We start from the raw sequence: 13,929 nt of genomic DNA on the forward strand, positions 1-13,929 counted from the left end.
CGGTTATTTGAGAATCCGACTTAAAGATTGAGGAACGTGGCGCGGACCTCTGACGGCTTTGACCCCATGCTTCTTTAGGACGGCCACGTTAAATTCATTGGGATTAAATCTGCTAAGTAAATGAAGTAACATAACGTAGTGCATGGTGATGTTTTCATCGTGGTAGTAGTGCGGTTGATTCACCTTGATGGCCACACATTTATACGTGATGGCGGCAACTGGTGCCGTCACGTAGATGTAAACTAGGTCACCAACGTGAATGTGAGTGGTTTGTTTCCACATGATGGTGCCGTTTTGGGCGAAGTCTTTTTCTAAGTCAAAGTATTTCGGATTGGCAGGGATGAGCCACTTCGTTCCCGTTTTAACTGGGGCGTAGTCAAAACATTGCTGCGCAATGTTTTTTAAGATGGCAGTGTATCTCTGCTTGATGGTGCTGGCAAAGCCACCCTCTGGATTAGCGACCCGGAAGTTCGTATATTCGGCGTGATAATCATCGTCGATTACCTTTCCACTGACTTCGCCATTTTGCTTAACGGTAATGGTGACCGAAAAGTTGGTTTGTGGGAGGTGAGTGGTGTACGTTAAGACGTGATTTTGTTTCCTAAAACCAAACCGAATCAATTTAGAAATATCAGGTTTTAGATTAGTAAAGAGTTGTTCTTCGATTTTCATGACGATCTCCTTGTGGTTAAAGGCGTGACAGAAAAGTATGGATAGAAGGGATACGCAAATGCGGATTGGTTTAAATCAGTTTCATGGATTAAAAGCGGTGATTGGCTCAGAGTTTGACCAATATTTAACGGACCATTTGGCAAGAAAACGGGTCAGAAGCTTACTGGTTAATCAGGAAGATTCCGAGACGACCGTCTTGGTCACCACCGGGAACGAATTGATGATTTTTAGAAACGTGGCTGGTACTTTCTCAGACAGCCACTATTCTCAAGCCATGATTGAAAAGATGACGTTTGTAAGCGGCGTTCCAGATGGTGCCTTGAAGTTTCAGATTAATCAGTGCCAATTTGATTATCATCACATCAGATATGGTCGTGTCTACGATTTTACGCAGTCCATTTTAAAACGAAAGCTGACGGCTGCCAAATACGACCATACGATTCGTGGTGAAAGTAATTACCTCACAAACGTTGACCACGGAAAAGAAGTGGACCGCTTGCGAGTTGCCATGCAGACCGGCCAACTGAGTCAGAATGAATACGACGATTTAAACGGCTCAATTTCAAAAGCCGGAAAGTAGAGAAGTGATGAAATGAGGACGGAACGTGTTGACAGTGAGATTGAGTTACGCCTTCCTGACCAGCCAGAAGACGCAAAATTGGTCTATCAGTTAGTAAAGGGGTCACGCGCAATCCTTTCAAAGTGGTTGCCATGGGCGGATGCAATGCAATCAGTTGCCCAGGAGCAGCAATTTTTACACCAAACTTTAACCCATTATCGGTTAGGAAAGTCAGTTAACTTATTAATTATTTATCAGGATCAAATTGCCGGGATGATCAGTTTTAATTCGTTTGATCATGACCAAAAAAGCACGGAGATTGGCTATTGGCTGGGTAACCAGTTTACCGAGAAGGGGATCGTTTACCGGGCGCTTGACTTCATGATTGGCTTAGGTTTTCGTGATTATCAGTTGACTCAGATCCACATTAAAGTAGCCGTTGATAATAAGCGGAGTAATGCTGTTGCAAAACGTGCTGGATTTCGGCTGGAACGGGTCATTACCAATGGAATTCTCATTAACGGCGTAGGCCATGACGAAAATGATTGGGTGAAAAATCCCAACGAATCTAAGGTTTGAGACACCGCACGCATTAGGTCATTTAGATACGTGATAGCGACGCATTTAAGCTGAATGTACTATACTAATAGTGTAATGCTTTAATTACAGTGAACTTTTAAATAATAACTACCAAATGTTTAGTACGGTGAGGCGATTAAAATGGAATTTAGATACGCAAGCGGTGTGCCAGCTCATGTTAGTACGGTAACTTCAGATCTTTTTAAGGCGGCTTCCGATCCCAAGGTGATTTCATTAGGTGGTGGAATGCCAGCTCCGGAGTTATTCCCGGTTTCAGAGATCCAAAAGGCCGCAAACCAGGTTTTTGAACAGTATGGGCAAACGGTTCTGCAGTACTCGCAGTCGCTTGGTTACGAAAAACTAAGACAGCAGATTGTGGCCATTATGAAAGAACGTCACGTTGACACAACGGTTGCTAACGTTGGGATCGTGACGGGTTCGGAACAGGCCATTGACATTGTTTCCAGGATGTTGATTAATCCTGGTGACGTGGTTTTGACCGAGGATCCAACCTACCTCTCAGCCATCGACGTTTTTAAGTCCTATGGTGCCAAAATCGTTGGCATTCCCATGGACGAGGACGGGATGGAGACAGATGCCTTAGAACGGTTAATCAAAAAATACCCGCAGGCCAAGTTTATCTACACGATTCCCAATTTCCAGAATCCAACCGGACGGACCATGACGGAAGAGCGGCGGAAGAAGTTAGTTCAGATTGGTAAAGAGGCTGGGATTCCAATCCTAGAAGACGACCCATACGGTGCCATTCGTTACGCAGGAAAGTACTTACCACCACTCAAACACTTTGACCACGACGGTGGGGTAATCTATCTGAGCTCTTTTTCCAAGATTTTAGCACCAGGACTCCGGTTGGGGTGGATCGATGCACCATTAAACTTTATGGACAAGTTCATCTTGTTTAAACAAAATGCCGATTTACATACGGATAACTTAACCCAGTACATCGTGTCCCAGTACTTAGATGACGTGGATATTAACGACCACATCAAGAAGATTACCGATACCTACGAGCATCGGGCTAATCTGATGATGGACCGCATTGATAAGTACTTCCCAAAGAACGTGCGCCACAGTCATCCTGAAGGTGGGATGTTCATCTGGGTTGAAGTTCCCGGAGTGAACACGGAGGAACTGTATCAGACTTGTTTAAAAAACAACGTGGTGTTTGTTCCTGGGTCCTCCTTTTACGCGGGTAAGGTAAAACCAGGGACCTTCCGCTTAAACTTTTCCAACATGAATGACGATGAGATCGATGAAGGAATTAAACGGATGGCAACGGCCATTTCACAGGTATTAAATAAATAAAAGACTAAAATAGCACCTAACTCATGTGAGTTAAGTGCTATTGTTATTTGTCTAGGGAAGCTAGACTTGTTGACTTTTGGCCCAACTGCTTTTCGAGGCTTTTTTCGCGCTTCAATTCATGATTGTAGTGGTAATCTTTTGGATTAACCGGCTTAAAGCCCTTGGGATGATAGAAACGCAACAGGTTATCCTTGTTTAACTTGTCCGACAGTTCCAGTTCGTGGTTGACCTGGTGCTGATTCTGATTGATTTGGTTTTGCTGCTTCTGATCTGGATGAAGCTGACGTTTGGTCTGATTATCGTAAACCGTGCCGTTCGTGGAGGTGAACTGTGGTGAGACCCAGTCACGGTTTCTAAAGGCAACCACCTGATCGTGTTGTTTGGAGAAGAGGTCGGTTCCAAACTGAACGTATGGCTTGGAATTAATTCCCAACAGATGGAGAACCGTTGGCAGCACGTCAATTTCACCGCCGTACGTGTGGTGGATTTTCCCACCAGTAGTTCCTGGCATGTTAATCATAAATGGGACCTTCTGGATTTGGTTGTGGTCAAAGGCATTCCAGTCGTTTGGTTTGACGCCTAAAAGCGGTGCCAAACTATGCTCATCCTGGTCCATCAAACCATAGTGGTCACCGTAGATGATAATCATTGAGTTCTTGTCGAGTCCCGCCTGATGAAGGTAGTCGTAAAATTCTTTGACGGACTGGTCAAGGTAGTGAGCGGTGACAAAGTAGTTATTGACCTCCGGATTGTCAGTGTTGGTGGTCTTAAAGTGCATCTGCCTCTGGTCTTTTTGGTCCAGAACGTATGGCAAATGATTAGTGACCGTCAAGTACTTGACGTAAAAGGGTTGTTGAAGGTTCTCTAAATACTTGTTGGAATCTTGAAACAGATACTTGTCCTTTAAGCCCATGCCTTCCGTTCGGTCACCCCTCATGTTGTAGTCTTTGGAACTGAAGAAGTACTGGAAGCCGAGTCGTTTGTAGGTGTTGTTACGATTGTAGAAATTGGCGTCGTTGCCATGGAAGACGGCGGACGTGTAGTTTTGTTGCTGCTTCAAAATGGCCGGAGCCGCCTGGAAAGTATTGTCGTTTCCGTACTGAGAAAATAACGATCCCTCTGGTAGACCGTACGTACTGGTTTCAAGCATGTTTTCGGCATCGGCCGTTCGTCCCTGTCCCACTTGGTGATAGAAGTTGTCAAACGAGTCAGTTGACTGACTATGGTAGATTTTATTCAGGAAAGGCGTCACTTCCTTGCCATTGACCTTTTTGTCGATCAAGAATTGCTGGAAACTTTCAAGGTGAATGACAAGCACGTTTTTACCGCGCGCTTTTCCGTACATTTCTGGGGTAGGGGCAGCGTAATGTTTCCTCGTAAAGCCTAAAATATCATTTAAATCGGATTTCTTGGCGGTTGAGCGCGCGATGTTGGTCTGAATGGACTTGGTCCAGTCGTAGACGGTGTAGTTGTCGATTCCGATGTATTTCACGATATCATTTTGTTTACTTTGCGTACTTGACTGAGCAAACAGGTTGGGATTATCGATGTGAGTAAGAAAAAGGTTGAGAAACAAAAAAAGGACGCCAACTATGGTCGTTAGGAAACTAAATCTAAGTTTTAGGGGACGTTTGTCGATTTTAATAACGCGAAATACCAGCAGAAGGATAATCACGATTAAATCAAGCCAGTATAAGGCGTCCCATTTGTTGATAAGGGCGGTCGCACTGGTAATTAACCCACCGTTTAAGTTGGAATGACCGGTTGTCATCGTGTCGGCGGTCATAAAGCCCAGAAAACCCCGGAAGTAGACGATGTTTATGTACAGTAAGACGGTGTTTAAGAAGTCAATGAAGATGATAAAAGGATAAAAGAGCTTCGCGGGCTTGAAATACAACGCCAGACTCAGCGTGATGATGATCGCAGCCAGCGGATTGATTAGTAAAATGATGTGCTGCATGCGACTCGCTGGGATGAGGTAAAAGACGTGGTAGTAAGCGTAGAGGGTCTTGAACCAGAACAGGATCACTAACAGGAGAAAGAAGCCCATTCTGGTATTAAAAAGGTTGAGAATTTTCTTAATGATTTTCAAATTGAACGTTCCTTTGTAAGAATTTATGTAATTTATCACATAGGAAACATCTTATCACATTAAGAATTAGCAAAGTAGAATAAAAAAGCTTCAAATGGCTGATAGACACGCCACTTGAAGCTTTTTATTAAGATTTATTTTTGAAAATCCTGCATCATTTCGTCCACTACTGCTTGAACACTCTTGACGTCGTGAATGTTGTTGATACCAACGTCAATTGAAATGACACCGTCATCAAGTTTGCCGTCAAGCATGGCAGGACGAACGCCACCGGCCTTGCGGGTTTGTTCGTAGGTGTCTTTGACGCCATTTTGAAACTCCCTGGCCCACTTATCAGCTAGCGGATTCTTGATTGAACGTTGGTTAGGAGATACTAGGACCACGTCATCAACCGTGGAGTTGATGATTTTTTCTTTGGCATCGTCTGAAGTCCGGTTTTCGTCAGTCACAATGAACCGAGTTCCAACGTAGACTCCCTGAGCACCCAGTGCAAAGGCAGCGCGTACACCACGAACGTCCGTGATACCACCAGCGCCAACGACTGGAATGGAGACGGCATCCACAATGCGTGGAATGGTGGTAAACGTCCCAAGGCCTGTCGTTGGAATGATCCCACCTTCATCGTAACCAGTGGCAATCAGGATGTCGACGCCTAATTCTTCAGCTCTTTGAGCGCCCTTAACGGACGGATTGAGTTCGCGAAAGATTAGGGTACTACCGGATTCCTTGATTTCTTTAAAAAGTTTTGGATTGATGACACCAGAAATGATGAAGATGTTAACCCCAGCGTTAAAAGCAGCTCTAAAGGTCTTATCTGGGTAATCAAACTCATCTTCACTTCCGACAATCATGTTGACAGCAAAGGGTTTGTCGGTGAGCTGTTTGGCCTCTTTAATCTGCTTTTTTAACGTTTCCGTGGCATCTTGAGTGGGACTAGTCTTGCCAGCGTTTGGGCCAAACGTCCCGAGACCACCAGCATTTGAGACCGCAGCGACAAACTTAGCGTCAGTTAGCCAGTTGAGTGACGCCTGAATGATTGGATACTTAATTCCAAGCATTTTAGTTATTGGACTTGTTTTCAATTTAATTACTCCCTACTTATTATTAGTTAGTTATATCTTACATTTTAGTTGAAAGTTAGCTTTAAGCAAACTAAAACGATTTGTGATTAATATAATGACATTCAAATTAATCTGTAACTTGTCTGAAGCTGGCTAGTTACCGGTACCACGCGATGCTTAAAAATTAATCATGATTTGAATCGCTCTGCCCGTATAATGGCAAGTGTTGCAAAAAGGAGCGAAATTATGAAAAAAAGAAAGCTGAAGCGCTGGCACAAAGTTACAATTGCCATCGTAATTACCGTGATTATTTTAATCTTTGTGGGAACCTACTTCCTGTTTAACTTCGCGTTTAAACGGGGTGGATACAGTACGCAGGTCGGCGAAAAGGTTAACACCACTTGGATTAAAGAACAAAAGCCCCAGATTTGGCACCAAACGAACAAGGGTGGCCTAAAACTCACGGCTTACTACTTACCAGCTAAGCAAGCGACGAATAAGACCATGATCGTAATCCACGGTTACGGAAGTACCGGGCACAAAATGAATAACTACATTAGAATGTTTCATGATGATGGTTATAACGTTCTCGCACCCGATGACGAATCATTTGGTCACAGTCAGGGTGAGTACGCTGGTTATGGGTGGAAAGATCGGTCTGACATTGTGACCTGGATGAACATGATTAACCAGAAAATACCGAATGGACGACTTGGCATGTTTGGTGTCAGTATGGGAGCGGCTGCCGTTCTCTTTACTTTGCCAAAGGTCCCGCACAACGTTGACTTTGCGATTACCGACTGTGGTTATAACAGTATTTATGATGAGTTGAAATATGAACTGGGAACGTTGTTTCACCTGCCGACCTTCCCAATCTTACCCATTGCCCGCATCTACGGTGATATTTTTGCTAAGTACGACTTCTACGATGCCGACACGAAGCAGACGTTAGCGCATAATCAAATTCCACTATTCATCATTCATGGCAATGCTGATAAGTTTGTTCCCGTAAAAGACGCCTATATCAATTATAAAAACGACCACGGTCCTAAGAAATTGTGGATTGTGAACCACGCGACACACGCCGATTCTTTGAACAAAGAGGGACAGGTCTACGTTAATAAGACGAGGGCGTTCGCTGAAGAGTATTTTAAATAAACAAAAAAACTAGCAAATTATATTTATAAATAATTTGCTAGTTTTGATTCAGAAGCTAATGGCATAACACTAATGACTAATAATTTAATGCCTTTTTTCATGGTTATCTTCTTCTGTTTTTAAGAACCTATTTAGTTTTATTCCTAGGCGGATACACAAGTACAGTACTAAGATACCTAGTAAGATTAGAAGTACTGTTAACAACAAAGTACCAATCATAAAGAATAAATCAAACCAATTTATCATCTATTTTCCTCCCTTAAATAGAATAATCTAAGTATTACCAAAAATCCAAAAGAAAAAACCCTGGCTTCGCTGAAGAAGTCAGAGCAATTAGGAAGATTCGGCTAGTTAAGTTGACAGTACATTAGTTTGTGGATGCCTGACGCTTGTGAGTTATCGAGGTTTAAAAAGTATCTATATTAGTTAGGGAGTCCGATAAAAATGTTTCTTAACTAGTCGATGAGAGGAGTATATCACCAAAATAATAAAAAGAGACTAATTATGATTTTGAAATAATCATTAAACAAGAGTTAGGATAGCGGAAGTGATTGGCGCGGATGAGCTTGGCGCTGGTCTAAAGTTTTTTTGAGCCAAAATTAGGCTTAAGATAAGTTTCGTAAACGATTAACTAAACGTGATGGGTGGCGTTTTGGCAGTAAATCTTTCATTATTACTTTGAGTGGGTTTTAAACGACATCTGGTAAGGCATTTGGCCGTGTTATTCTTTAGTCGCTCCAAAAAAGATACTTTCACAATGCTTCCTACTTCTGGAGCACACATAGCTTCAAACTCCAAAAAATGCTGCTTCTCAGAAGTGGCACTTTTTATTTATTAGACAAAAACCGGCTCAGCATGGACTTAGTCGGTTACAGATATTATTCAAATTTGGCGTGGACCATGTAGCGTTTTTTACTTGGGTCCACTTTTTTGTTTAAGATGTCGTACATGAGTTGCGCGGCGTATTTTCCCATGGTGTATGCGTCTGTCCTGATACACTTCGTTTTTGGCTGAATTAGGTTAACGATGTTGGAACTCACAAATCCAGTGATGTTTGGAATCTTGTCGCGGTCAATAATGTTGTTACGCAACAACCGGGGCAAAAAGCTTAACAGCCACTTTTCCGTTAGACAGAAAATCAAACTGTTGGGTTGCTTTTTTAATTGGCGAACGATTTCATGATAGGCACGATGAAGTGACGTTTTGGAATAACCGGGCTTGACAATTGTAATATCAGGTTCGGGGTAGACGTATTTAATCCCGGCAACGCGCTCTCTGACGACCTTCATCTCGCTTTCGGCGTTAGTAACTAAGATTAACTTGGAAAGCCCCAGGTTGTTTTTAAAGTAGGCGGCGGCTTTCTGAGAAATCGCAAAGTTGTTGATGACGATATTATAAAAAAAGCCATCGTTAATGGATTTATCGGTCAAAATAACGGGGAAACGCGGTTTTAAAAGTTCGGCAATGTCCTTGATGTGGCTGTTGACGGGATGAATGATGGCGCCCCTGATGAGGCTAGTATCTAAGGCTAGAAAGAGGTCGCGTTCGTTTTTGTACTTACTGGCGGAATTAATCAGTAAGGGGATGTACTTGTAAATGGACAGTTGGTCCTGGATTCCTTCAAACATTCTGATTGAAAAGGGATCCTCGATGTCTGATACTCCCACCGCAATGATGCTCCCACTGTCATTTTGGCGGCTTAAGCCACGTGCCATTGAGTTAGGAACGTACCCGAGGTGTTTGATTGATCGTTTAATGCGATTCGCCGTGTTCTTGGACATTGAGTTCAAATGGTTGTTTAAGAACCGTGACACGGTGGCCGTTGAAACTTTGGCGTGTTTGGCAACTTCTCTAATGGTGACTCGTTTTTTGTTCATTTCTCATTTCCTCAAATTTTATTTCATAACTGCTAACTGCATGGAATTATCATATCTAATAAAATTATAAAAAGCAAAACGATCTCAATTAAGATTGAAATTAAGGTTATTGTTGTTATAAAATTGAGAAAACGGTTAACCGAGCATGCCTGTATGAGGATTAATGAGAAACATGTTTATTTTAAAAAATAAACATGAAATCAATTGAAGGGCTGGTATGACAGGCAACGGGGCCATTATTTTTAACCGTTCTTAAAGATTAGTGGGATTGTTTACAGTTTGAATAACATGTATCGCTTGTAGAAGGGGTCAAGAAGTTTGAGTGACTTTAGCTGTAATTGATCAACTTAATTTAAACAATTTGCGCAAACGCTTAACCACTTAATTAATCAGATTTTTACGCCATAAAAGGCCGTTATTTATGAAATAACTTGTGGAATTAAAGATTGAGAAGGTGGTTTCATCTCTATAATTAAAGATAAATCAAGTTTCGTTTGCGGTAATTTTGAATGTGAGAAAAGTATTTCATATTAATCAAAAATAACTAATAACAACAACTTAGATTGTCGTATGTATACATGTCAGGCCACAAGTATTGAGGGATATAAACATAAATAAATATTAAACACATAATGATAAAAAGATCCTGGCGGTTTCTTTAATATCAAATGAGTTAATTTTCGGGTGGGCCATTTCGGAATTAATACTTGTGGAAGATGTATATCAATCACCGACAATTGGGCATTTATGGCCTGATTGTTTTAATAGTAGGATTGCTGTCACTGATTAGTTTGGTAGCGATTGTTGGAGTTTTTTCGGTTTGCGCGGGGTGGTGGGAAATGCATTGCTTAAGCAGGTTTCACGGCCAATAACACTCCCAGTAACAGGTGGAATCTGCGAGACATTTGAGCGAATTGACAGGTTAGTCAATGGTGCTGGTATGCAAAAGAAGAAACGAAAGTAGTCAGAAGCAAATTAAGTCACGATTACGTAGTTCTACTGAATAGTGGTATCTAACGAAATAAGTCGAAAACTAATAAGTCACATTATATGTAAGACACTCTAACGTTAGGTATCCAAAAAGGACTCCCAAGTCGAAAGATTTGGGAGTTCCTTTTTTAGTTATCTTAATTTTTAATTGTTAGTGTCTAAAATGATGTGCTTTTCTTACGCGATACCAGACAAAAGCTCCAATTCCGACAATTAGAATGACAATAATACCACCGATCATCCATCCAGTGTGATCTTTTTTGGCTGATTTGTGGTTCCGCTTGTCTCTTTTAGCCTTTTGATTCTTGTCATTATGATGCTTGTTCTTCTGCTTTTGTTGGTCTTTTTTGGTTTTATTTTGTTGCTTAGCTTTATTTGCTTGCTTAGGTTCGTTACCGTTAGCGGCTTGTCCCTGGTTATTATTTGCTTGAGAGTTACCGTTTTTATTTATCGCTGCGTTTCCGCCACTTGAACCGTTATTCTGTCCATTTGCCGTCGTGCCGTTTGAAGGAGACGTTGCGTTTCCGCCCTGATAATTTCCACTCTGTTGTGGCTTATTGAGTGGTTGGTACGCAATGGTGACCGTCATTGACTGACCAGCAGCTGGATAAGTGTTACCACCGTTATCAGCTCGGTTACTTCCAGCAACGTAGCCAGGAATGTTTGGAACGTCGTTTGATAGGTCAAGCATACTGTTAGGAGCACCATAGATAACTTTACTGGCACGAATTGGTTGACCAGTTAAAGCATTGACGTACTGGACGACAACTTGACCTTGCGCAGTACCTGCCGCGACATTTGAGTCAGCGTGAACCATGTTTGGATGGGTTACAAACAGTCCACCGGCAAACATGGTAGTACCGACTAGAAGTGAAAGAGCGATTTTCTTGATATTCATAATAACCATCCTCGTTATGTATTTTGATATAAAATCCAAAGATAAGTATACATCAAAATAGGGGGTAACTAGTACAATCATCAAAAGAACCATTTCCAATTAAATATGGAAAAATTATTTTTTGAAATTTATTTAATTGTGATTGATACGTCATTTCTTAGAGCACTTCTTTGAATGTCTTTTATTAATTGCTTTGCATTTTCTTTATCCAAATATGATTCATCATAAAAATCTCTTAAATTCTCGTCTTTTAGGTCTTCCTTGACGTACCACACATCTATGTTTTTTAACATTGCACTAGGGTTATACTTACTATTTATTGCATCTAGATAACATTTACATATATTCCCTAACATTGCATCAGGAAAACCTTTACAAATATCTGTTAACACCGGATTAGTGTAATGAGAGCCAGGATAAATGTAATTATTATTTTCGATATATATTAAGGCATGCAAGATTGTATGCTCAATGAAATTACAATAAACAAGTTTACTTGGAGTTTGAGTAGAAAAAGGGGGACATTGGTTTTTGATGGATTTTGGTTTAGATAAATTATTATATGTATCTTCGTCAATATGATGACAATATAATCCTGGTTCTTCCTTGTTTTTGTAGTGTCCCTTATTAATTCTTTTTCTGGTACCATTATTATCATTTAAAAAGTTATTATACGAAATTTCTCCAAAATAATTACCCTTTACTTGTCCATACTTGTCCAACAGTTTTTTAACTGCATCGTTATAAGAAATTTTTAATAGTTGCTGGTATTCACTTAAATTATCGATGATATTCATCCTCCTAATAGTAGTTATGTATTCGTTGATTATGGTACTTTAGTTTTCGTTTAGTTTATCTACCCAAGCATCAAAATCACTTAATGATCCAATTGTGGTTACGTTATTAGTTTCAGCATCTTTTTTCGCATTTTGTGCCACAGGTGTATCTAAAAAATTATTGTTTGTTGTTTTGTTCACTGAATCTTTCATTATCAAATCTCCAAATGCCACATGTATTTGCTTACATCTTCATTATCCCCGCAATGATAATGATTTTAAAGCTTTTAATTATTTTAAATTTCAAACACAAAAAATGCTCTATAACCACTAGATTATCTACTAGTTATAGAGCATTTTATTTTAAAAGTTATTTTTATTGATACTCAATGGTTGCCGGTGGCTTCCCGGTAATGTCGTAGAGTACGCGGTTAATCCCGGGAACTTCATCGACGATTCGTGATGAGACCTTACTCAAAACGTCCCACGGAATTTCCGCAAATTCAGCGGTCATCCCATCAACCGAATTGACGGCTCGGATGTTGATGGCCTCGTCATAGGTTCGTTCGTCACCCATGACACCAACGGTCCGAATGCCAGGTAGGGCAGTGAAATACTGCCAAACCTTCTTGTCCAGACCGGCCTTTTTGAACTCATCACGCAGAATGGCATCAGAATCTCTGACCTTCTTTAATCGTTCGGGAGTCACGTCACCGATAATGCGAATGGCAAGACCGGGACCAGGGAAGGGTTGCCGCCAAACCATCTCGTCTGGCATTCCCAGTTTTTCACCGATTTCTCTGACCTCATCCTTGAAGAGTTTGTTTAATGGTTCAATTAACTTGAACTTGAGGTCTTTAGGTAGTCCACCAACGTTATGGTGGGACTTAATCGTTTGCGCGGTATCCGTTCCGGATTCAATTACATCGGTGTACAGGGTTCCCTGGGCCAAGAAATCAACGTCCTTGAACTTCCGGGCTTCACTTGAAAAGGTGTCGACGAATTCTTTCCCGATGATTTTACGTTTCTTTTCGGGGTCAGTTACGCCCTTTAGTTTGGATAAGAATTCATCACTGGCATCTACAAAGTCAATGTTTAAGCCAAACTCATCGCCTAAAGTGTGTAGGACCTGTTGGGCTTCATTCTTGCGCAACAAACCGTGGTCAACGAAGACGGAGATCAGTTGGTCCCCAATTGCCCGGTGTAAGAGAACGGCGACCACACTGGAATCAACGCCACCAGAGAGACCCAGTAAGACGCGTTTGTCGCCAACTTCTTCCTTGATGTTTGTAATGGCATCTTCAATGAAGTCGTCCATTGACCAGTTATCCTTAGCGTGGGCAATATCAAAGACGAAGTTGTGCAGCATTTGGTTCCCCTGTTTGGTGAGGTTAACTTCGGGATGAAATTGGACGGCATAGATGTCTTTGTCAGGGTCTTCCATGGCAGAAATGGCACACTGTTCACTAGTGGCAGTTACTTTGAAACCATCTGGCACTTTGGTCACAAAGTCTCCGTGACTCATTAAAACGGTTTGATCGGAGTCTAGTCCCTTAAAAGTACCAGAATCATTACTTGTGACCTTGATTTCTGCAGGACCGTACTGACTGTCGTCAGCGGTGGTGGTTTGACCACCCTTTAGGTCGTGGGCCAATAGTTGCATGCCGTAACAGATTCCCAGAATCGGAATGCCCATGTTTAAAATCTCGGGGTCGACGTCTAAAGCGTCTTTGCCGTTGACACTGTTGGGACCGCCAGAAAAGATGATGCCCTTAGGGGCGATCGCTTTTATTTCTTTGGCAGTGATGGTGTGTGGTTTTAGTTCTGAATAAACGCCCATGTCACGAATGCGACGGGTGATTAATTGGTTGTATTGACTCCCAAAGTCGAGAACTAAAATCTCATCATAATCACGTTTTTTTGTACCAGTTGCCATCAAAT

12 protein-coding genes are annotated in these 13,929 nt (G+C 41.5%); 4 read left to right on the forward strand and 8 right to left on the reverse strand.

From position 1 onward, the window contains the following. Positions 1–3: 3 nt before the first annotated feature. Positions 4–672 carry an MmcQ protein gene (locus AC6UD4_RS00160; protein ID WP_500693278.1) on the reverse strand — a complete coding sequence of 223 codons (669 nt, stop codon included), beginning with the start codon at positions 670–672 and terminating at the stop codon, positions 4–6. Positions 673–730: 58 nt separating this feature from the next. Here AC6UD4_RS00160 and hdcB point away from each other — a divergent pair, with 58 nt between their 5' ends. The 3 genes from hdcB to AC6UD4_RS00175 all read left to right on the forward strand — a co-directional run bounded on the left by hdcB (position 731) and on the right by AC6UD4_RS00175 (position 3,136). Continuing rightward, on the forward strand, positions 731–1,252 hold the full coding sequence (hdcB, locus tag AC6UD4_RS00165) for a histidine decarboxylase maturation protein HdcB (protein WP_500693279.1): 522 nt from the start codon (positions 731–733) through the stop codon (positions 1,250–1,252). A 12-nt stretch (positions 1,253–1,264) separates the two neighbouring features. Beyond that, positions 1,265–1,810, forward strand: coding sequence for a GNAT family N-acetyltransferase (locus AC6UD4_RS00170; protein WP_500693280.1), 546 nt, complete (start codon positions 1,265–1,267; stop codon positions 1,808–1,810). 141 nt (positions 1,811–1,951) lie between these two features. After that, complete coding sequence (locus tag AC6UD4_RS00175; protein ID WP_500693281.1) at positions 1,952–3,136, forward strand: aminotransferase-like domain-containing protein; 1,185 nt, start codon at positions 1,952–1,954, stop codon at positions 3,134–3,136. Between the two features lie 43 nt (positions 3,137–3,179). Here AC6UD4_RS00175 and AC6UD4_RS00180 read toward each other — a convergent pair whose 3' ends face one another. Continuing rightward, a complete protein-coding gene (locus AC6UD4_RS00180; RefSeq protein ID WP_500693282.1) occupies positions 3,180–5,228 on the reverse strand; it encodes an LTA synthase family protein in 2,049 nt (682 codons plus the stop codon). Positions 5,229–5,362: 134 nt separating this feature from the next. Then, on the reverse strand, positions 5,363–6,310 hold the full coding sequence (locus tag AC6UD4_RS00185; RefSeq protein ID WP_500693283.1) for an NAD(P)H-dependent flavin oxidoreductase: 948 nt from the start codon (positions 6,308–6,310) through the stop codon (positions 5,363–5,365). Between the two features lie 225 nt (positions 6,311–6,535). Between AC6UD4_RS00185 and AC6UD4_RS00190 the strand changes: the two genes are divergently transcribed. Continuing rightward, positions 6,536–7,447, forward strand: a complete 912-nt coding sequence (locus AC6UD4_RS00190; protein ID WP_500693284.1) for an alpha/beta hydrolase — start codon at positions 6,536–6,538, stop codon at positions 7,445–7,447. An 878-nt stretch (positions 7,448–8,325) separates the two neighbouring features. Here the strand turns inward: AC6UD4_RS00190 and AC6UD4_RS00195 are convergent. The 5 genes from AC6UD4_RS00195 to guaA all read right to left on the reverse strand — a co-directional run bounded on the left by AC6UD4_RS00195 (position 8,326) and on the right by guaA (position 13,924). After that, a complete protein-coding gene (locus AC6UD4_RS00195; RefSeq protein ID WP_500693285.1) occupies positions 8,326–9,324 on the reverse strand; it encodes a LacI family DNA-binding transcriptional regulator in 999 nt (332 codons plus the stop codon). Between the two features lie 1,141 nt (positions 9,325–10,465). Continuing rightward, positions 10,466–11,212 (reverse strand): hypothetical protein, encoded by a 747-nt coding sequence (locus AC6UD4_RS00200; protein ID WP_500693286.1) that lies wholly within the window; start codon positions 11,210–11,212, stop codon positions 10,466–10,468. Between the two features lie 128 nt (positions 11,213–11,340). Further along, positions 11,341–12,009 carry an SAV1803-related protein gene (locus tag AC6UD4_RS00205; protein WP_500693287.1) on the reverse strand — a complete coding sequence of 223 codons (669 nt, stop codon included), beginning with the start codon at positions 12,007–12,009 and terminating at the stop codon, positions 11,341–11,343. Between the two features lie 39 nt (positions 12,010–12,048). After that, positions 12,049–12,201, reverse strand: a complete 153-nt coding sequence (locus AC6UD4_RS00210; protein WP_500693288.1) for a hypothetical protein — start codon at positions 12,199–12,201, stop codon at positions 12,049–12,051. A gap of 163 nt (positions 12,202–12,364) precedes the next feature. Beyond that, positions 12,365–13,924: a glutamine-hydrolyzing GMP synthase gene (gene guaA, locus AC6UD4_RS00215; protein ID WP_500693289.1), complete on the reverse strand. Its 1,560-nt coding sequence runs from the start codon at positions 13,922–13,924 to the stop codon at positions 12,365–12,367. Positions 13,925–13,929: the final 5 nt, after the last annotated feature.

Source organism: Fructilactobacillus sp. X3R5C2 (assembly GCF_059901175.1).

Excerpts from the sequence above, each read along its gene's own strand:
- AC6UD4_RS00160 (WP_500693278.1), bottom strand. The coding sequence starts at position 672 with ATGAAAATCGAAGAACAACTCTTTACTAATCTAAAACCTGATATTTCT.
- hdcB (WP_500693279.1), top strand. The coding sequence starts at position 731 with ATGCGGATTGGTTTAAATCAGTTTCATGGATTAAAAGCGGTGATTGGC.
- AC6UD4_RS00170 (WP_500693280.1), top strand. The coding sequence starts at position 1,265 with ATGAGGACGGAACGTGTTGACAGTGAGATTGAGTTACGCCTTCCTGAC.
- AC6UD4_RS00175 (WP_500693281.1), top strand. The coding sequence starts at position 1,952 with ATGGAATTTAGATACGCAAGCGGTGTGCCAGCTCATGTTAGTACGGTA.
- AC6UD4_RS00190 (WP_500693284.1), top strand. The coding sequence starts at position 6,536 with ATGAAAAAAAGAAAGCTGAAGCGCTGGCACAAAGTTACAATTGCCATC.
- AC6UD4_RS00195 (WP_500693285.1), bottom strand. The coding sequence starts at position 9,324 with ATGAACAAAAAACGAGTCACCATTAGAGAAGTTGCCAAACACGCCAAA.
- AC6UD4_RS00200 (WP_500693286.1), bottom strand. The coding sequence starts at position 11,212 with ATGAATATCAAGAAAATCGCTCTTTCACTTCTAGTCGGTACTACCATG.
- AC6UD4_RS00205 (WP_500693287.1), bottom strand. The coding sequence starts at position 12,009 with ATGAATATCATCGATAATTTAAGTGAATACCAGCAACTATTAAAAATT.
- AC6UD4_RS00210 (WP_500693288.1), bottom strand. The coding sequence starts at position 12,201 with ATGAAAGATTCAGTGAACAAAACAACAAACAATAATTTTTTAGATACA.
- guaA (WP_500693289.1), bottom strand. The coding sequence starts at position 13,924 with ATGGCAACTGGTACAAAAAAACGTGATTATGATGAGATTTTAGTTCTC.